At 58.4% G+C, this 18,068-nt stretch carries 17 protein-coding genes and 1 riboswitch; of the genes, 7 read left to right on the top strand and 10 right to left on the bottom strand.

Translation table 11 applies throughout. The annotated features are described in order from the left end of the window. Nucleotides 1-269: 269 nt before the first annotated feature. Entirely contained in the window at nt 270-3,722 is a 3,453-nt protein-coding gene (locus tag ACL2XM_RS20560; RefSeq protein ID WP_413731527.1) for an inverse autotransporter beta domain-containing protein, read from the top strand. A 118-nt stretch (nt 3,723-3,840) separates the two neighbouring features. Here the strand turns inward: ACL2XM_RS20560 and thiH are convergent, their stop codons facing one another. The 7 genes from thiH to rsd form a co-directional block, all read right to left on the bottom strand. Then, complete coding sequence (gene thiH, locus ACL2XM_RS20555) at nt 3,841-4,977, bottom strand: 2-iminoacetate synthase ThiH (RefSeq protein ID WP_410012666.1); 1,137 nt, start codon at nt 4,975-4,977, stop codon at nt 3,841-3,843. Next, on the bottom strand, nt 4,977-5,762 hold the full coding sequence (locus tag ACL2XM_RS20550; RefSeq protein WP_410012665.1) for a thiazole synthase: 786 nt from the start codon (nt 5,760-5,762) through the stop codon (nt 4,977-4,979). The genes thiH and ACL2XM_RS20550 overlap by 1 nt, the downstream gene beginning before the upstream one ends. 2 nt (nt 5,763-5,764) lie before the next feature. Continuing rightward, nucleotides 5,765-5,965, bottom strand: a complete 201-nt coding sequence (gene thiS / locus ACL2XM_RS20545) for a sulfur carrier protein ThiS (protein WP_410012664.1) — start codon at nt 5,963-5,965, stop codon at nt 5,765-5,767. Next, on the bottom strand, nt 5,962-6,729 hold the full coding sequence (locus tag ACL2XM_RS20540) for a HesA/MoeB/ThiF family protein (RefSeq protein WP_413727391.1): 768 nt from the start codon (nt 6,727-6,729) through the stop codon (nt 5,962-5,964). The genes thiS and ACL2XM_RS20540 overlap by 4 nt, the downstream gene beginning before the upstream one ends. After that, the gene (gene thiE / locus ACL2XM_RS20535; RefSeq protein ID WP_413721821.1) at nt 6,722-7,372 is read right to left on the bottom strand and encodes a thiamine phosphate synthase; all 651 of its coding nucleotides are present in this window, start codon (nt 7,370-7,372) and stop codon (nt 6,722-6,724) included. Before thiE ends, ACL2XM_RS20540 begins: the two co-directional genes overlap by 8 nt. Further along, nucleotides 7,369-9,291, bottom strand: coding sequence for a phosphomethylpyrimidine synthase ThiC (gene thiC, locus ACL2XM_RS20530; RefSeq protein WP_410012661.1), 1,923 nt, complete (start codon nt 9,289-9,291; stop codon nt 7,369-7,371). Before thiC ends, thiE begins: the two co-directional genes overlap by 4 nt. Nucleotides 9,292-9,390: 99 nt before the next feature. Next, a riboswitch (TPP riboswitch) is annotated at nt 9,391-9,504 on the bottom strand. Nucleotides 9,505-9,548: 44 nt separating this feature from the next. After that, nucleotides 9,549-10,070 carry a sigma D regulator gene (gene rsd, locus ACL2XM_RS20525; RefSeq protein WP_410012660.1) on the bottom strand — a complete coding sequence of 174 codons (522 nt, stop codon included), beginning with the start codon at nt 10,068-10,070 and terminating at the stop codon, nt 9,549-9,551. Nucleotides 10,071-10,162: 92 nt separating this feature from the next. Between rsd and nudC the strand changes: the two genes are divergently transcribed. From nudC to ACL2XM_RS20495, 6 genes are all read left to right on the top strand, one after another. Continuing rightward, complete coding sequence (gene nudC, locus ACL2XM_RS20520; RefSeq protein WP_410012659.1) at nt 10,163-10,966, top strand: NAD(+) diphosphatase; 804 nt, start codon at nt 10,163-10,165, stop codon at nt 10,964-10,966. Nucleotides 10,967-10,983: 17 nt separating this feature from the next. Beyond that, nucleotides 10,984-12,048 carry a uroporphyrinogen decarboxylase gene (gene hemE / locus ACL2XM_RS20515; protein ID WP_410012658.1) on the top strand — a complete coding sequence of 355 codons (1,065 nt, stop codon included), beginning with the start codon at nt 10,984-10,986 and terminating at the stop codon, nt 12,046-12,048. 26 nt (nt 12,049-12,074) lie between these two features. Then, entirely contained in the window at nt 12,075-12,770 is a 696-nt protein-coding gene (gene nfi / locus ACL2XM_RS20510; protein WP_410012657.1) for a deoxyribonuclease V, read from the top strand. 58 nt (nt 12,771-12,828) lie between these two features. Further along, complete coding sequence (locus ACL2XM_RS20505; RefSeq protein WP_413727390.1) at nt 12,829-13,419, top strand: YjaG family protein; 591 nt, start codon at nt 12,829-12,831, stop codon at nt 13,417-13,419. A gap of 190 nt (nt 13,420-13,609) precedes the next feature. Further along, nucleotides 13,610-13,882, top strand: coding sequence for a nucleoid-associated protein HU-alpha (gene hupA, locus ACL2XM_RS20500; protein WP_162368642.1), 273 nt, complete (start codon nt 13,610-13,612; stop codon nt 13,880-13,882). A gap of 40 nt (nt 13,883-13,922) precedes the next feature. Next, on the top strand, nt 13,923-14,594 hold the full coding sequence (locus ACL2XM_RS20495; protein WP_410012655.1) for a DUF1481 domain-containing protein: 672 nt from the start codon (nt 13,923-13,925) through the stop codon (nt 14,592-14,594). An 81-nt stretch (nt 14,595-14,675) separates the two neighbouring features. Here the strand turns inward: ACL2XM_RS20495 and purD are convergent, their stop codons facing one another. The 3 genes from purD to ACL2XM_RS20480 are packed head-to-tail and all read right to left on the bottom strand — an operon-like array spanning nt 14,676 to nt 17,946. Next, nucleotides 14,676-15,959 (bottom strand): phosphoribosylamine--glycine ligase, encoded by a 1,284-nt coding sequence (gene purD / locus ACL2XM_RS20490; protein WP_413731524.1) that lies wholly within the window; start codon nt 15,957-15,959, stop codon nt 14,676-14,678. Nucleotides 15,960-15,974: 15 nt separating this feature from the next. Further along, on the bottom strand, nt 15,975-17,561 hold the full coding sequence (gene purH, locus ACL2XM_RS20485; protein ID WP_413731523.1) for a bifunctional phosphoribosylaminoimidazolecarboxamide formyltransferase/IMP cyclohydrolase: 1,587 nt from the start codon (nt 17,559-17,561) through the stop codon (nt 15,975-15,977). 28 nt (nt 17,562-17,589) lie between these two features. After that, nucleotides 17,590-17,946 carry a hypothetical protein gene (locus ACL2XM_RS20480; protein WP_410012652.1) on the bottom strand — a complete coding sequence of 119 codons (357 nt, stop codon included), beginning with the start codon at nt 17,944-17,946 and terminating at the stop codon, nt 17,590-17,592. Nucleotides 17,947-18,068 lie beyond the last annotated feature (122 nt).

Below are 18,068 nucleotides of genomic sequence, written 5' to 3'. Positions count from 1 at the left end.
TAAAAAGGAATTAGTGAAGCCATATCTGAATAATAACTATCCATGTAATAGCGCGCCCTGACGATTAATAGGAAAAATTCATGCCAGGAAAGCCCTCATACCCTACATCCGATCCTAAGAAATGTTCAGTCACCCGTACACCCGCCGACAACCGGCGTTTCCCATTATGGCGGCCCGTCGCCTGGGTGGCCATTGCCGCGCAGGCCGTGTTCCCACTCAGTATAGCATCTGCTCCAGCGACAGCCTTAGGACAACCGGAGTCCGCCGCGGTGGAGAATAAGATTGCCGTCCATGCGCTGTCGGCGGGGAATATGCTGTCAGAACAACCAAGCGATAAAGCGGCGCTCAATATGGCGCGTTCGGCGCTGGTAAGCGGGGCGGGCCATTATGCCAAAGACTGGTTTGATCAATTCGGCACCGTGCGGTTACAGCTCAATCTCAATGAGCGATTCAAACTGGACAATAGCGCGCTCGATCTCTTGGTGCCGTTATATGAAAACCAGGATGCTATGGTATTCATCCAAGGGGGCATACGCAATAACGATCACCGTAATACCGGTAATATCGGCGGCGGCGTGCGGACTTTTTACGGCGATTGGATGTACGGAGTGAATACTTTTTATGATAATGACTTTACCGGAAGAAATCGCCGGGCCGGGATCGGCGCGGAAGCCTGGACCCATTACCTGAAATTATCGGCCAACAGCTATTTTCGCTTGAGCAGTTGGCGCCAATCGCGGGATTTCGCGGATTATAACGAACGACCGGCCAATGGTTATGACCTGCGTGCCGAGGCTTTTCTGCCGTCGCATCCGCAATTGGGCGGCAAGCTGATGTATGAAAGCTATCGCGGCGACGAGGTGGCGTTATTTGGCAAAAACAATCGGCAAAGGGATCCCTATGCGTTTACCTTGGGGCTTAATTATACGCCGTTTCCGCTATTGACCCTAGGCGGTGAGCATCGCCAGGGTAAGAGCGGGCAGCATGATTCCCGTATCAACCTGCAAATCAATTACCGCCTGGGGGATTCGTGGCTTGACCAGGTGGACCCATCCGCCGTTGCGGCCGGGCGAACCCTGGCAGGTAGCCGTTATGATCTGGTGGAGCGCAATAATCATATCGTGCTGGACTATCAAAAGCAGGATGCTATCCGCCTGCTGATGCCGGAGCGATTGAACGGGAATTCCGGCCAACAGCTCACCATCACCGCCCAGGTTACCGCTACCCATGCCCTGGACCGCGTGGAGTGGAATGCTGCGGAATTGATCGCCGCCGGCGGTTCCATCACGCAATCGGCGCCTCATATCCTGGCGGTGACCCTGCCGTCCTATCTGCCCGCCGGCACGACAAATCGTTATACCATTGGTGCAACGGCCCATGATAAAAAAGGCAACGCTTCAAGCCCCGCCTATACCCAGCTTACGGTGACCGGTCTGGGCATCAGCCTGGCGTCGACGTCCACGACGGCAACGCCGGACAGGTTACCGGCGGATGGTGTTTCAACCAGCCTGCTATCAATCAGTCTTAGGGATGAAAGCCATCAACCGTTGAGTGGAATGGCGGAGGCGCTGACGTTGGATATCACATTTGAACGCGGGGACGGCCAGGCTTTCGCCGCGGCAAGCGCCGGCGTAACCGGCGCCGCGCCGGTGGTGGGTGATATCAGTGAAACCGCCGCCGGCGTCTATTCGGCCACCCTGGCCGCCGGCAGCGATACCGGACGGACAGTCATTACGCCGATGATTCACGGACAAGCGTTGCAGCCAATCAGCGTTGTCTTGCTGTCGTTGGATCTGGATCATAGCCGATCGGGGCTTGATATCAGTCGCGACAATATTCTTGCCGACGGCGCCGAACAGGCTACGGTCGTCTTCAGCGCCAGGGATGGCGCCGGCAATGCCCTCACCGGCCTCGGTCCGCGCTTAGTGTTTGCTATGACGGCGTTAGAGGGCGCCGTTTTGACCGAGATAGAGGAAGATAACGGTAGCTATAGCAGCGCTTTAAAGGGCACTCAACCGGGGACGGTGACCATTACGCCGGTTGTGGACGGCGTGAATAGGGACGCCTTGGCGAAAACCGTCAGCCTGCGCGCGGCCCAGGCATACGAAGGCCACTCTGATTTCAGCGTGGATGAAGAGGCGCTTACGGTGGGCGATGTCTTTACTGTCTTGCGTTTTATCGCCAGGGACAAGGACGGCAAGCTTGTCACGGCGCTGGGCGAGCGTTTGAAATTTATCGCTTTGCCGTCAGCGGGGATCTCGATTTCAGACATGGTGGAAACCGACGGGCATTATACCGCCCGGCTGAGCGGTATCGTGGCGGGCAGTATCGATATCGCGCCGTCAATCGACGGCCAGCAATTAAGCAACTTGGTGAAAGTGATAACCTTGACGCCAGGCCCGTTCAGCGAGCTTCATTCCGTATTCAGCATCAGCGGGGACCCGCTTAAAGCCAATGATGAAGATAGCGTAGAGCTTAAGCTGATACCGCGGGATGAATATGGCAACCTGACCAAAACAGTAGGCAATATTGATTTTCATCCTTCATCGTTAACGGGTTTCAGACAAGAAAATGCGCGGTTTGATGGTGAGGGGGCCTATGTCGCCCGATTGTTCGGCTCCGTACCGGGACACTATACGATAACGCCGTCGGTTGGAGGCGATCGCATGGCGAGCCTGAGTAAGCCCATCACCCTGATCGCCGTGGCGGTGGATGCAGCCGAATCCGCCTTTGCAATCGATAAGGATACGCTGACGGCGGATAACACCGAGACCGCTACGCTGACCTTTAGCGCCAGGGATACGAGCGGCCGGGCAGTAGCCGGATTGGGCGCCCGGCTTGCTTTCAGCGCTTCGCCGGGAGATAACGTGACCCTCTCGCCTCTTAGCGAGAGTGATGGCACGTATACCGCCACCGTGCGGGGTACTAAACCCGGCATAGTCAGGGTCGCGCCCAAAGTGGACGGCGTCGAAATCAGCGAAATGGTAAAAGAGCTGAATTTCACTCCTGATAGCATTGAGTTAAAAGTCACAGTGGACAAGGCGCAGGCGCAAGCCGGCGAGCAGATTATGTTGACGGTGGACGCGACCTTGGGAGACGGTTCGCCGGCAGGCGATGTGCTCATCAATATCCATTCCCTTGGCGCCGTCAATCGGCAAAACAGGTCGGAAAGTGCCACGCTGTTGATTAACGATGCGCCAAAATATGAAGGCAGAGTGGCGATGGCGACGGGTAAAATCAGCATTCCGTTAACCGACCCCGTGGGGAAGGGGGTTAAAACCACTATTGAGGTTGTCGCACCCGGGGGGAAAAGTGTGACGCAAGACGTTATCTTTACCGTAGCCACCAGCCCGAACGTTCCGGCCGCCAATTATTATGGTCATATGGTAGAGTCCATCGGCGGTATCCAGCGCCCCAGGCTTACCTCAGAACTCACCGGCGGCTACAGCGAGAGTTTTAATCATGAAAATTGGGCAGTGGCGAGTTATTCACTGGCAAGCTCACACTGTAGATTGCCGTCCTTTACTTCTCTGCAGGCAGCCTATAGCACAATGCGCACGAGTGGATGGCCCTTATCCCCCGGCGGCTTTATTTGGTCTGGTACGGCATCCCCAATTGTTTTAGCCGGCCCGGCCGTCGAAGCTCTCAACAAACAGAACGGACTGAAATTGCTCATGGGGATATCAGGCGAGAACGCGGGATTTGTGGTGTGCGCCGATTAAAAATGTTCCGCTGCCCGGAGTAATCTAGGCTGGCGCTGATTAAGGCATACTTATCGGCGGGACTGATGATTGTCCCGCCGATAAATCAGATTAAAATCCTCGAAGTGCTCATCATCGTTTATTTAACCAGCGTCGGCGACCTGCCCAGATAATTGTCCCAATCCTTCCATACCGGTTGCAACCCGGCCTTTGTTACCATCCGCGCCACGGCCTGCGGCGAGCGGTTATCATGCGGCTCGAACTGCTCCAGCTCCGGCCGGCCGCCGGCATAACCGCCCGGTTGGGTCTTGGACCCGGCGCTGAGGCTGTTCACCATGATGGGCACCGCGTGATCGCGAAACCAGGGCGATTCCCGGGTGGACAACGACAGCTCTACGTCAGGGGCCAATAACCGGAAGGCGCACATCACTTGCAACAGCTGTGATTCATTCATCAGGGACGCAGGCGTAATGCCTCCGGCGCAGGGGCGCAGGCGCGGGAACGAAAGCGAATAGCGGCTTTGCCAGTAGGTCTTTTGCAGATACAGCAAATGCTCGGCCACCATATAGCAGTCTGTGCGCCAGTTATCCGACAATCCTATCAGCGCCCCCAGGCCAATCTTGTCGATTCCGGCCCGCGCCAGCCGATCCGGCGTTTCCAGCCGCCAGGCAAAATCCATTTTTTGCCCGCGCAGATGATGTTTTTGATAGGTTGGCTCATGGTAGGTTTCCTGATAAACCATCACCCCGTCCAGGCCGAGGGTTTTCAACTCGGCGTAATCTTCCTGGGATAATGGCTGTACTTCCATCATCAGCGCGCTGAAATACCGGCGGATCAACGGCACGTAACGGCGGAAATAGTCCATGCCCACCTTGGTCTTATGCTCGCCGGTGACCAGCAGCAGATTATCAAAACCCATCGCCCGGATGGCCTCGCATTCCTGGATGATTTCCTGCTCATCCAGCGTCTTGCGTTTCAGGTGATTGCTCATGGAAAAACCGCAATAGGTACAATCATTGGCGCACAGGTTGGAAAGATAGAGCGGCAGATAAAACCCCACCACATTGCCGAAACGCTGGCGGGTCAGTTGCTGGGCACGCTGCGCCATGGGTTCAAGATAAGGCAGCGCCGCCGGTGACAGCAGCGCCATGAAATCCTGCCGGTCCAGGCGCGGGGCATTCAGCGCCCGCTCCACGTCGCGCGCGGTCTTGGCGTGGATTTGCAGTCCGGCGTCGTCCCAGCCGAGCCGGCGCCAGTGGTCAAGAAAAGAAGTCATCAGGCGGCCCCCTCTTCCTGGGGATGGCGCAAAAATCCGGTTAGCGGGCTGGTGGCGCTGGCCTGGGTTAGCGTGGCGGCAAGCCCGGCCTCGCGCGCCAGGGCGCCGGCTTCCAGCGCCAGCCTGAACGCGCCGGCCATGGCCACCGGGTTGCGGGCCACGGCGATGGCGGTATTGACCAGTACCGCGTCGGCGCCCATTTCCAGCGCTTCCAGGGCCTGGCTGGGGGCGCCGATACCGGCGTCCACCACCACCGGCACGCCCGACTGTTCAATGATAATGCGCAGGAAATCGCGGGTGATCAAACCCTGATTGGAGCCGATCGGCGAACCTAGCGGCATCACCGCCGCACAGCCGGCCTCCTCCAGACGGCGGCATAATACCGGATCCGCGCCGCAGTAGGGCAAGACCACAAAACCTTCGCGCACCAGCTGTTCGGCCGCTTTCAACGTTTCGACCGCATCGGGCAGCAGGTATTTCATATCCGGATGGATTTCCAGTTTTATCCAACGGGTGCCCAGCGCCTCGCGCGCCAGGCGGGCGGCGAACACCGCCTCCTCGGCGGTTTTTGCGCCTGAGGTATTGGGCAGTAACTTTACCCCTGCCTGGCGCAGGGCGGGCAGGATGGCGTCATTACCGCCGCGCAGGTCCACCCGGCGCATCGCCAGGGTGACCAATTGGCTGCCGGACGCGGCGATGGCTTGCCGCATTAATTCCGCGGTGGCGAATTTACCGGTGCCGGTAAACAGCCGGGACGTAAAAGTGGTATCGGCAATGGTTAACATGGTCAGCCTCCGGCAATGGCCTGGAAAAGTAAGATATCGTCGCCCTCGTTTACCGGCTGTTGGGCCCACCGGCTACGGGGAATAATGGTTTGATTGACCGCCAGCGCGCTGCCCTCGGGCGGGTGGCCGAGCAGCTCCAGCATGTCCAGCAGCGAGGGCGTGCCTGAAAGCGCGACGGGGGTATCGTTAAGGGTAATGTTCATAGCGCCTCTTCCCGCTGAACCGCCGCGGCGCACACCGGACAGCCGGCCGCGCGGGACAGGCGCAGGGTGCGCCAGTTCATCGACTTGCCGTCGAACAGCCGCAGCTGGCCGTCCAGCGTAGACGGCATGCCGCACAGGATTTTGATCGTCTCCAGGGCCTGCATGGCGCCCATGATGCCGACCAACGGCCCGAGCACGCCCGCGGTGCGGCAATTACGCCGCGGCTCGACGGCGTCGGGAAACAGGCAGGCATAACAGCCGTGCCGGTAGGGCGGCCGCAGCACCAGCAATTGACCGCTGAACCCCACCGCGCTGGCGCTGACCAGGGTTTTCCCCCGGCGGATACAGGCGGCATTGATGTCGTGACGGGTCTGCATATTATCACTGCAGTCCAGTACCATATCGGCCAGCGCCACCGCCTGATCGAGGTCATCCCCGGCCAGGCGCCGGCTCAGCGCGACATAATGGCCCAGGGGATTAAGCGCCTGCAGCTGCCGTAGCGCCGCCGCCGCCTTGGGCCGGGCGATATCCCCGGTGCGATAAAGGATTTGGCGCTGGAGATTGCTCACGTCCAGGTTATCGTCGTCGGCCAGCAGCAGCGTGCCGACCCCGGCGGCGGCAAGATAGAGCGCCGCCGGCGAGCCCAGGCCGCCCAGTCCGGCGATCAGCACGGTTGCTGCGCTCAGATGCTCCTGGCCTCCGGGGCCTATCTCCTCCAGCAGCAATTGGCGGCTGTAGCGCAAAAAAGCCTGGTCGCTAAGCATTGCGCACCTCCCGGCCTTCGATTTTCCGCAATAACGTGGCGGTCGCCTGCCGCCAGTCGGCGGCCTTGGTGATGGCGCTGACCACCGCGATGCTGCCGACGCCGCAGCGCAGCACGTCGTCCACCCGATCGATACCAATACCGCCGATGGCCACGGTGGAGATGCCGGGCATGCCGGCCACCAGGCGTTTCAGCTCCGCCAGGCCCTGCGGCTGTGACGGCATGGCTTTGGTCTGGGTAGGGAAGATATGGCCGAGCGCGATATAGGATGGCTGTAGCGCCAAAGCGCGGGCCAGTTCGCTATCGTCGTGGGTGGAAAGACCGAGTCGCAATCCGGCGCGCTGGATGACGGCCAAATCCGCCGTAGCCAAATCCTCTTGTCCCAGGTGCACGCCATAGGCGCCGTGTTTAACCGCCAGCCGCCAATAATCGTTGATGAAAATCCGGGCGCGGTATTTCCGTCCCAGCAAAATCGCGGCCTCGATATCCGGTTCGACCCGGTCTTCCGGCTGGTCCTTGATGCGCAACTGCAGCGTGGCGACGCCGGCGTCCAGCAGCCGGACCAGCCATGCCAGCGAATCCACTACCGGATAGAGCCCGAGCCTGGGCTCGGTCGCCGCAAAGGGCGCGTCGGGCGCAATCATTTCGCCACCCCCGTATCCTCAGGCGCAAGATAGATTTCCCCGCCGCTGGCGCGAAACGCCGACGACATCTCCGCCATGCCGCTTTCCCGTACCTCAATCGCCTGGGCGGCGGCATAATCCCTGACCTCCTGGGAGATTTTCATCGAGCAGAATTTCGGACCGCACATGGAGCAAAAATGGGCTACTTTGCCGGATTCCTGCGGCAGCGTTTCATCGTGATAGGCGCGGGCGGTGGCCGGATCCAGGGCCAGATTAAACTGGTCCTCCCAACGGAATTCAAAGCGTGCCTTGGACATGGCGTTATCGCGTATTTGCGCCCCGGGATGGCCTTTGGCCAGATCGGCGGCGTGAGCGGCGATTTTATAGGTAATAAGCCCCTGCTTAACATCTTCTTTGTTCGGCAGGCCCAGATGCTCTTTCGGCGTGACGTAGCACAGCATCGCACAGCCGAACCAGCCGATAAGCGCGGCGCCGATGCCGGAGGTAAAATGGTCGTAACCCGGCGCGATATCGGTGGTCAGCGGCCCCAGGGTATAAAACGGCGCTTCGTGGCAATGCTCCAGCTGTTCGGTCATGTTGCGCCGGATCATCTGCATGGGAACATGGCCAGGGCCTTCGATCATCACCTGCACGTCGTACTCCCAGGCAACTTTGGTCAATTCGCCCAGGGTATAGAGTTCGGCAAACTGCGCTTCGTCGTTGGCATCCTGGATGGAGCCGGGACGCAGGCCGTCCCCGAGGGATAATGAGACGTCGTAGTCGGCGCAAATCTGGCAAATATCGCGAAAATGCTCGTACAGGAAGCTTTCCTGGTGATGCGACAGGCACCATTTGGCCATAATGGATCCGCCGCGCGACACGATGCCGGTCAACCGTTTGGCGGTCATCGGCACGTAACGCAACAGCACGCCGGCATGGATGGTAAAATAGTCCACGCCCTGTTCCGCCTGCTCGAGCAAGGTGTCGCGAAAGCATTCCCAGGTCAGGTTTTCCGCCACGCCGTTGACTTTTTCCAGCGCCTGGTAGATGGGCACCGTGCCGATGGGCACCGGACTGTTGCGCAGGATCCACTCGCGGGTTTCATGGATATAGCGGCCGGTGGACAGGTCCATCACCGTATCCGCTCCCCAACGGGTCGCCCAGACCAGCTTCTCGACCTCTTCCTCAATGGATGAACTGACGGCCGAGTTGCCGATATTGGCGTTGACCTTGACCAGGAAATTGCGGCCGATAATCATCGGCTCCGACTCCGGATGGTTGATATTGGCGGGGATAATGGCACGACCGTCGGCCACTTCCCGGCGCACGAACTCCGGGGTAATATCCGGCGGCAAATGCGCGCCGAAGCTCTGGCCGGGATGCTGTTGCAGCAATACGTCGCCGCGGATGCGTTCACGGCCCATATTTTCCCGCAGGGCGATAAACTCCATTTCCGGCGTAATGACGCCAGCGCGGGCATAATGCAATTGCGTGACGCGCCGGCCGGATTTGGCGCGCCGCGGCGTATGGCTGGGGGCGAAACGAACCTCATCCAGGCCCTCGTCGGCCCGGCGTTCGCCGGTATAACGCGAGCTTAGGCTGTTCAACGCCTCGCTGTCCCCGCGCTGCTCAATCCAGCCAGAACGCAGGCGGTGAAGGCCGGCGCGCACGTCTATCTCTGTCGCCGGATCGCCATAGGGTCCGGCGGTGTCGTATACCGGCACCGGCTCGTTTTCTTCGTAGCGCGGCGTTTTGCCGTTGCCGCCGATAAGCGTGGGGCTAAGCGCGATCTCCCGCATCGGCACCCGGATGTCGGCGCTGTTGCCCTGGAGATAAATACGCCGGGAGTTGGGGAAGGCTTCGCCTTTCAGACGATGGATGAATTCCTGCGCCTGGGCGCGCTGCTCACGGCGGGAAGGGGTGGTTTTGGATAACGACATAGCAATTCCTCACAATAAACGGGAAAATTGCTTGTCAGGAGCGCTACGGGAGTAATGAGGCCGGGCTTTGAATTTAGCAAAATAGACTATAAATCAAAGCGTTGCTTTACTCTTGTTCCCTTCGCAGGTATTAACCCGATCAGGTTCCGCGGATCCCGAATTAACGGTCTCAGCCTGGCGTAATGTACGCGCTAGGCACTCCGACAAGATATAGCGGCCCGTGAAGGACCGGTTACGACTTACTGCTTACCGCAAAATTACGCCAGACGCGATACGTCCGGATTATTGGCGGCCGGCACCGAGGCCAGGTAGTCCGCTTTATATTCCAGCGCCTGCTGGATCAGTTTGTCCTCCAGGGCAAAACGCGTGGCCAGGGCCTCGCCCACGCCGGAAAGCGCCTGTTGGAACTCCATACAGTTATCATGATCGATGGCCGTTTCCAATTGGCTATCATAAAATGCCATGATTTGTTTGGTATTTTCCTGCAACGCCGGATACAACTGGGTACTGATGATTCTTTTGCTGCTGCTGGTATCGTCCGCGTCCTGAACGATACGATCGTAGATATGGAAATGGCCGGCGGAAAGGTAGTCCACCAGTTTATGGCAAAAGTCGTCCAGCGCGTTTTCGTCCAGGGGAGTATGCTTTTCTTTATTGGGCTTAAGACCGATGAGATGGTAATACGCAATGAGCAACTTCCTGCGGGCCAGTATCCACTGATCGATCAGTTCGTTACTGCCGCCAACGCGTTGAGCCAGAATGTCCAGCTGGTTTAGCATGATTGACTCCGATGTAATAAAGTAACGCTGCGTTACTCATCAATTAAAGCTAATTTCTAGCTTGCCAGTGAATAAGAGGTAGTGCAACTAAAATGGAACAAGAACTCAACGGTAGCGAAAATGGCTGGTGGATCGTCAGCCAGGACAGCAAATTGTGGTTACCCAAGGGGGAACTGCCATTTGGAACGGCATCGGCCTGGTCACTTCAAGGATTGACAGCGACGCTTATCGGCGAATGGGAGGGGTCGCCCGCCTGGCTGGTACGCCACGCCATGCCCCGGGATATGGGCTCGGTGCGCCAGATCATCGATAGCGACCCAGGCTTGTTCCAACTGGCGGGCCGGGGCGTGCAACTGGCGGAGTTTTATCGTTCCCATCGCTATTGCGGCTACTGCGGCCATGAGATGCGCGTCAGTAACCGGGAATGGGCCTGCCTGTGCGATCATTGCCATGAACGGTATTATCCGCAAATCGCGCCCTGTATTATCGTGGCGATCCGCCGCGGCGACGATATCCTGCTGGCCCAGCATACCCGCCATCGCGGCGGCATTTACACGGTGCTGGCCGGTTTTGCCGAGGTGGGGGAAACCCTGGAGCAGACCGTGGCCCGCGAGGTCATGGAGGAGACGCGGATTAAGGTGAAAAACGTCCGTTATGTCACCTCGCAGCCCTGGCCTTTCCCGCATTCGCTGATGATGGCGTTTATGGCGGAGTACGCCGGCGGCGAAATCACCCCCGATCATAATGAAATCCTTGATGCCGGCTGGTACCGTTATGACGCGCTGCCCCTGCTGCCGCCGCCCGGCACCGTGGCCAGGCGCTTAATTGAGGACACGGTCGCGCTCTGCCGCGCCGATCGGGAAAATGACGGCCCGCATGCTACACTCCATTCATAACTGCAAGGGAATCCTGTATGCATGAACTGAAGAACGACCGCTATCTGCGCGCCCTGCTGCGCCAGCCTGTTGATGTCACGCCCGTATGGATGATGCGCCAGGCCGGGCGTTATCTGCCGGAATATAAAGCCACCCGCGCCGAGGCCGGTGATTTTATGTCACTGTGCAGGAATGCCGAACTGGCCTGTGAAGTGACCTTGCAGCCGTTGCGTCGTTTTCCGCTTGATGCCGCGATCCTGTTTTCGGATATCCTGACGGTTCCCGACGCCATGGGACTGGAATTGTATTTTGAACAGGGGGAGGGGCCGTGCTTTGCCCGTCCGATTACCTGTAAAGCCGACGTGGAGCAGTTGCCGATACCGGATCCGGAGGTGGAGCTGGGGTATGTGATGGACGCCGTACGCACCATCCGGCGCAACCTGCGCGGAGAAGTGCCGTTGATTGGCTTCTCCGGCAGTCCCTGGACCCTGGCCACCTATATGGTTGAAGGCGGCACCAGCAAAGTCTTCACTAAAATCAAACAAATGATGTACGCCGAGCCGCAGACGCTGCATTTATTGCTCGATAAGCTGGCGGCGAGCGTAACGCTGTACCTGAACGCCCAGATTCGCGCCGGGGCGCAGTCGGTGATGATCTTTGATACCTGGGGCGGCGTGCTGACCGGCAGCGGCTATCTTGAGTTTTCCCTTGATTACATGCAAAAAATCATCGACGGCCTGCAGCGGGAGCATGAAGGCCGCCGGGTGCCGGTAACGCTGTTTACCAAAGGCGGAGGCCAATGGCTTGAAGCCATGGCGCAAACCGGTTGCGATGCGCTGGGCCTGGACTGGAGCACCGATATTCAGGCGGCGCGCCGTCGCGTGGGCGATAAGGTCGCGCTGCAGGGCAATATGGATCCTTCGGTGTTGTACGCGCCGCCGGCGCGTATTGAACAGGAAGTGGAGTCCATTCTGGCCGGTTTCGGCCGGGGTGAGGGGCATGTCTGCAATCTGGGGCACGGTATCCATCAGGACGTGCCGCCGGCACATGCGGGCATTTTTGTTGAGGCGGTGCATCGCCTGTCGCGCCCCTATCATCTGTAAAGACTGGTGAAAAAGGTGGAAAAAACATGGATATAACAGCATTGCGCGCCGAGCAGGTCGCCACCGCCAGTAGGGTCATACGCCATGACGATTTCGCTTTTTCCACGCCCGCGATAATCGCCGGCGCCGATGTGGGGTTCGAACAGGGGGGCGACGTTACCCGCGCGGCTATCGCGCTGCTGCGTTTTCCGTCGCTGGAGCTTCTCGAATACCGCATTGCCCGTGTAACGACCACCATGCCTTATATTCCGGGTTTTTTGTCGTTTCGCGAGTATCCCGCCCTGCTGGCCGCCTGGGAACAGCTGAATCAGCGGCCGGATTTGCTGTTCGTCGATGGCCATGGTATTTCCCACCCGCGCCGTCTGGGCGTCGCCAGCCATTTTGGCCTGTTGGTCGACCAGCCGACTATCGGCGTGGCTAAGCGCCGGCTGTGCGGCCGGTTTGAGCCCTTGAGCGATGAGGCGGGCGCCAGGGCGCCGCTGATGGATAAAGGTGAACAGCTTGCCTGGGTATGGCGCAGCAAGATCCGCTGCAATCCTTTATTCATCTCCACCGGCCATCGCGTCGGCATGGACACTGCCCTGTATTGGGTACAACAATGCATGCGCGGCTACCGCTTGCCGGAGCCTACCCGCTGGGCGGATGCGGTGGCCTCTAATCGCACCGCGTTTAAACAGTGGGAGCAGGGGCGCGGCGAACCGGACTTTTTCGACCTGGAATAGGGTAACCGGCTAATTTCAGGTACACTGCGACGCAGATTAAGAGTAATGGAATAGCGCGATGTTACGTAACCCGATACATTTACGTCTGGAAAAGCAGGAAGCCTGGCAGCACGTCATTTTTATGGCGTCGCTGTGTGAACGGATGTACCCCAATTATCAACTGTTCTGCGTACAGACCGGCTTTGGCGACCCTGCCGTCTACCGGCGTATTCTCGACCTGGTTTGGGAGACACAGGTTGTTAAAGATGCTAAGGTCAATTTTGATTTACAATTGGAAAAGCTGGAAGAATGCATTCCCGCAGCGGATGATTACGATTTTTACGGCGTTTATCCGGCGATTGATGCCTGTGTGGCCCTGAGTGAATTATTGCACTCGCGGCTGAGCGGTGAAACGCTGGAGCATGCCGTCACCGTCAGCGAAACCTCTATCCGCACCGTGGCCATGCTGGAAATGACCCATGCGGAGCGGGAAATGACCGAAGAGGAGCTGAATGCCCTGCCCTCGATTGAAGAGGAATGGGACATTCAGTGGGAAATTTTTCGCCTGTTAGCTGATTGTGAAAACCGCGACGTAGAATTGATCAAAGGGCTGCGCGCAGACCTGCGCGAAGCCGGAATTAGCAATATTGGAATAATTTTACAGCAATAAGGCAATAAAACGTGATTTAAGACCTGTTTTGCCATGTCTTAATACTTCACATCTGCACCCCGTCTGGTCTACATTTGGGGGGGCATAAAAAAAGTGGCTATCGGTGCGTGTTTGCAGGAGAGTGCCGTATTCCGGCTTATCCGTCGTACTCGATGCTTAGCAAGCGATAAACACACTGTAAGGATAACATATGAACAAGACTCAACTGATTGATGTAATTGCTGATAAGGCCGATCTTTCGAAGGCGCAGGCGAAGTCGGCTCTGGAATCCACTTTGGCAGCAATTACCGAGTCTCTTAAAGAGGGTGATGCAGTACAATTGGTTGGTTTCGGTACTTTCAAAATTAATCATCGCAACGAACGCACTGGCCGTAATCCTCAGACCGGTAAAGAAATCAAAATCGCCGCGGCCAATGTTCCGGCATTTGTTTCTGGCAAGGCTCTGAAAGACGCTGTTAAGTAACCACCGTGTGTTGGTGAAAAGATTAAGCATAGGGGCAACCGTGCCCCTTTTGTTTTTGCGCCGGTGCGGTTGGCTCGGGCTGCTGGCCTGTCTCCTCACGGCATGCGGTTCGCATTCCAAGGCGCCGCCTGCGTTCACCGCCAGCGGTTATGTCGCCGATCGGGGCGCCATGCGTTTATGGCGTAAAGACGACGCGGCACAGCAAACGGTCAATATCGTCAGCGTCTACAGCCCCTATCAGGGCGAAAATACCATCATTACCCGCTATCAATTCCTCCATGACGACGTGCGCCAGATTAACCGGACGCAAAACGGCGCACATCCGCAAACCGTGCAAATCCGCTTTGACGATCAGGGTAATCCCAGCTATATGCAGCGTCAGCGCGATGGGCTGCGTGAAAAACTCAGTGATGACGAACTGGCGTTGTATCAGTTTGAAGCCAGGCGACTGCTGGATGTCAGCAGCACGCTACGTGCCGGACAGGTAAAGCTGATGCAGGGGATATGGCGCGACGGCGTGATAGCCACCTGCGACGGCAAGACGGCGCGGCCTGATTTTGACCAGCGCTCGGCCTCGTGGATTGCGGCGCGCGCCCAACATTCCACCGGGCAACTGGGCATCGCCTGGCTGGAGGCACCGGAAGGGACGCAGCTGTTACTGGTCGCCAATGAAGACTTCTGCCACTGGCAACCTAAAAAAAGCGAGTTGTAGTCACCCGCCTGCAAGCCAACATCGACAGGGCGCCGCGCATTGCCCAACGTCATGAATGCGCGACACCAGATGATGACAGGATTATTGCTCGCGTTGGATCGCGCGATAGCCGATATCCGACCGGCAGAAACTGTCCTGCCAGCGAATAGACTTCGCCGCGTGATAGGCCCTGGCCTGAGCATCCGCCACCGTTTCGCCCAGCGCGGTAACGCACAAAACCCGCCCTCCCTGCGTCAGTACCTTACCGTCCGCCAGACAGGTGCCGGCATGAAAGACTTTTTCGCCTGCTGTCTCAGCCGTCGGCAGGCCGCTGATTTCGTCCCCGGTGCGGTAGTCCCCCGGATAGCCGCCGGCGGCCAGGACCACACCCAGGGCCGGTCGCTCATCCCATAACGAGCTTTCCCGATCCAGATGCCCTTCGGTGGCCGCCAGGCACAGCGCCACCAGATCGGAACGCATGCGCAGCATGATGGGCTGGGTTTCCGGATCGCCGAAGCGGCAGTTAAATTCAATCACCTTTGGCTGGCCATCGGCGTTGATCATCAGTCCGGCATATAAAAAGCCGGTATAGATATTCCCTTCCGACGCCATGCCGCGCACCGTCGGCCAGATAACCTGATCCATAACACGCTGGTGGATTTCATCCGTAACCACCGGGGCGGGGGAATATGCCCCCATGCCGCCCGTGTTGGGACCGGTATCGCCGTCGCCGACCCGTTTATGGTCCTGGCTGGTGGCCATCGGCACGACATGATCGCCGTCCACCATCACGATAAAGCTGGCTTCCTCGCCTTCCAGGAATTCCTCCACCACGATGCGGTGCCCGGCATCGCCGAAGGCGTTACCGGCCAGCATATCCTCAATGGCCGCTTCCGCTTGCGCAAGCGTCATAGCCACGATCACGCCTTTGCCGGCGGCCAGGCCGTCCGCTTTGATAACAATGGGCGCGCCTTTGCTGCGCACGTAGGCCAGCGCCTGGTCGATATCGGTAAAGTTACCGTATTCCGCGCTGGGGATATGGTGGCGGGCCAGGAAATCCTTGGTAAACGCCTTCGAGCCTTCCAACTGCGCCGCCGCTTTGGTCGGGCCGAATACCGGCAGGCCGGCTGAGCGGAACGCATCCACCACGCCCATCACCAGCGGCGCTTCGGGGCCGACGATGGTCAGGCCGATGGCGTGGCTTTGGGCGAAGGCGACCAGCGCCGGGATATCGGTCGGGCCGATGTCGACGTTTTCAAGCGCCGGTTCGAGGGCGGTGCCGGCATTGCCGGGCGCCACGTAGACTTTATCCGCCAGCGGCGATTGGGCGGCTTTCCAGGCCAGGGCATGCTCGCGGCCGCCGTTCCCGATAATTAAGATATTCATTGGTCGCTCCTGGGCTTAGTGGCGGAAATGACGCATACCGGTAAAGATCATGGCGATGCCATGTTCGTTGGCCGCGGCAATGACTTCGTCATCGCGAATGGAACCGCCGGGTTGGATCACGCAGCTGATGCCGACCGCCGCCGCGTCAATTCCGTCGCGAAACGGGAAAAACGCATCGGAGGCCATGGCCGAGCCGCGCACGTCCAGCCCTTCGTCCGCCGCCTTGATGCCGGCGATTTTCGCCGAATAAACGCGGCTCATCTGGCCCGCCCCGATACCAATGGTCATGTTATCGCGGGCATAAACGATGGCGTTGGATTTAACGAATTTAGCCACTTTCCAGCAAAAAAGCGCGTCGCGCAGCTCGCTTGCGGTCGGCCGGCGTTCGGTGACGATGCGCAGATCCGCCTCGCCGACCATGCCTAAGTCGCGATCCTGTATCAACAGGCCGCCGTTAACCCGCTTGAAGTCCAGCGCCGGCACCCGGGACGACCAGACGCCGCTGGCCAGTACACGGACATTTTGCTTGGCGGCAAGGATGGCCAGGGCGTCGTCGTTAACGGACGGCGCGATAATCACTTCCACGAACTGGCGGCTGATAATGGCTTGCGCGGCGGCGGCGTCAAGAGGGCGGTTAAAGGCGATAATGCCGCCAAACGCCGAGGTGGGATCGGTTTTATAGGCGCGCTCATATGCCTCGAGCAACGCGCCGCCGGTGGCCACGCCGCAAGGATTGGCATGCTTGACAATCACGCAGGCCGGCTCGGCGAATTCCTTTACGCACTCCAGGGCGGCGTCGGTATCGGCGATATTGTTATAGGATAGCGCCTTGCCCTGCAACTGCCGCGCGGTGGCGACCGAGGCTTCCCGCACCGGCTCTTCTATATAGAAGGCGGCCAGCTGATGGCTGTTTTCTCCGTAGCGCATATCCTGTTTTTTGATAAAGTTCAGGTTAAGGGTGCGTGGGAAACGTCCGGCGGGTACGGTGGTATCGCCGTGATAGGCCGGTACCTGGCTGCCGAAGTAGTTGGCGATCATGCTGTCGTAGGCGGCGGTATGCTCAAAGGCCTTGATGGCCAGATCAAAACGGGTCGCCAGCGTCAGCGAGCCGTTATGCGCATCCAGCTCGGCAATGATCCCGGCGTAATCGCCGCTGTTAACCACGATCGCCACGTCTTTATGATTCTTGGCGGCGGAGCGCACCATGGTAGGCCCGCCGATATCGATATTCTCCACCGCTTCCTCGCGGGTACAGCCTTCACGCGCCACTGTGCTGGCAAACGGATAAAGATTAACCACCACCATATCGATGGGGTCGATATGGTGCTGTTGCATAATTGCATCGTCCTGGCCGCGTCGCCCCAGAATGCCGCCATGGACCTTGGGATGCAGGGTTTTCACCCGTCCATCCATCATTTCTGGAAAACCGGTGTAATCGGAAACCTCGGTCACCGGCAGCCCTGCCTCCGCCAGCAGCCGCGCGGTGCCGCCGGTGGAGAGCAGCGTGATGCCGCGTTGCGATAATGACTGAGCGAATTCTACGATACCGGCTTTGTCAGACACACTGAGCAAGGCGCGGCGAACAGGACGTGGTTGTTGCATGGTCAATTTATCCCTTGATTGGATAGCTTTAATAAAAAACTGGTATCAAGCGGCGGTTTTTTACTGAAAAAAGCCGCCGCTTGATAAAATACGCGAGCCGATAAAATTTGCGTGAATTGTAGCGAAAACGATTGCGCGATGCTCGGCAATTTTTGCCTGCGGCAATCATCTGTGGATAAGTTTGTGCAAAAGAGGGTATAAACCCCGGTATTGCTGTGGAATGCAGCAAACAGTTCGGATTGGGCAAATTAGCTGTTGCGGCTTCGGTTGAAATCCCTATAATGCGCCTCCATCGACCGGCACCGTGCAGCACATCGCAGGGTAGCGGAAACGAGTCAGAAGACAGGCCGAACGGGCTTGACACTGAAAGAGGAAAGCGTAACATACGCCACCTCGCGCCAGACTGATTACAGCGGCGCACTGCTCTTTAACAATTTATCAGACAATCTGTGTGGGCACTCACAAGACCGTATCGAAACACAAAATACCAAGTCTTGAAGAGTGAAC

The organism is Sodalis sp. RH20, assembly GCF_047324205.1.
Lineage (GTDB): Bacteria > Pseudomonadota > Gammaproteobacteria > Enterobacterales > Enterobacteriaceae > Acerihabitans.
This window is presented reverse-complemented; position numbering and strand designations above follow the sequence as displayed.

Bases quoted from the DNA above. Each gene is read 5' to 3' on its own strand.
- thiH (WP_410012666.1), bottom strand. From the start codon at position 4,977: ATGACTTCTTTTCTTGACCACTGGCGCCGGCTCGGCTGGGACGACGCC.
- ACL2XM_RS20550 (WP_410012665.1), bottom strand. From the start codon at position 5,762: ATGTTAACCATTGCCGATACCACTTTTACGTCCCGGCTGTTTACCGGC.
- thiS (WP_410012664.1), bottom strand. From the start codon at position 5,965: ATGAACATTACCCTTAACGATACCCCCGTCGCGCTTTCAGGCACGCCC.
- ACL2XM_RS20540 (WP_413727391.1), bottom strand. From the start codon at position 6,729: ATGCTTAGCGACCAGGCTTTTTTGCGCTACAGCCGCCAATTGCTGCTG.
- thiE (WP_413721821.1), bottom strand. From the start codon at position 7,372: ATGATTGCGCCCGACGCGCCCTTTGCGGCGACCGAGCCCAGGCTCGGG.
- thiC (WP_410012661.1), bottom strand. From the start codon at position 9,291: ATGTCGTTATCCAAAACCACCCCTTCCCGCCGTGAGCAGCGCGCCCAG.
- rsd (WP_410012660.1), bottom strand. From the start codon at position 10,070: ATGCTAAACCAGCTGGACATTCTGGCTCAACGCGTTGGCGGCAGTAAC.
- nudC (WP_410012659.1), top strand. From the start codon at position 10,163: ATGGAACAAGAACTCAACGGTAGCGAAAATGGCTGGTGGATCGTCAGC.
- hemE (WP_410012658.1), top strand. From the start codon at position 10,984: ATGCATGAACTGAAGAACGACCGCTATCTGCGCGCCCTGCTGCGCCAG.
- nfi (WP_410012657.1), top strand. From the start codon at position 12,075: ATGGATATAACAGCATTGCGCGCCGAGCAGGTCGCCACCGCCAGTAGG.
- ACL2XM_RS20505 (WP_413727390.1), top strand. From the start codon at position 12,829: ATGTTACGTAACCCGATACATTTACGTCTGGAAAAGCAGGAAGCCTGG.
- hupA (WP_162368642.1), top strand. From the start codon at position 13,610: ATGAACAAGACTCAACTGATTGATGTAATTGCTGATAAGGCCGATCTT.
- purD (WP_413731524.1), bottom strand. From the start codon at position 15,959: ATGAATATCTTAATTATCGGGAACGGCGGCCGCGAGCATGCCCTGGCC.
- purH (WP_413731523.1), bottom strand. From the start codon at position 17,561: ATGCAACAACCACGTCCTGTTCGCCGCGCCTTGCTCAGTGTGTCTGAC.
- ACL2XM_RS20480 (WP_410012652.1), bottom strand. From the start codon at position 17,946: ATGTTACGCTTTCCTCTTTCAGTGTCAAGCCCGTTCGGCCTGTCTTCT.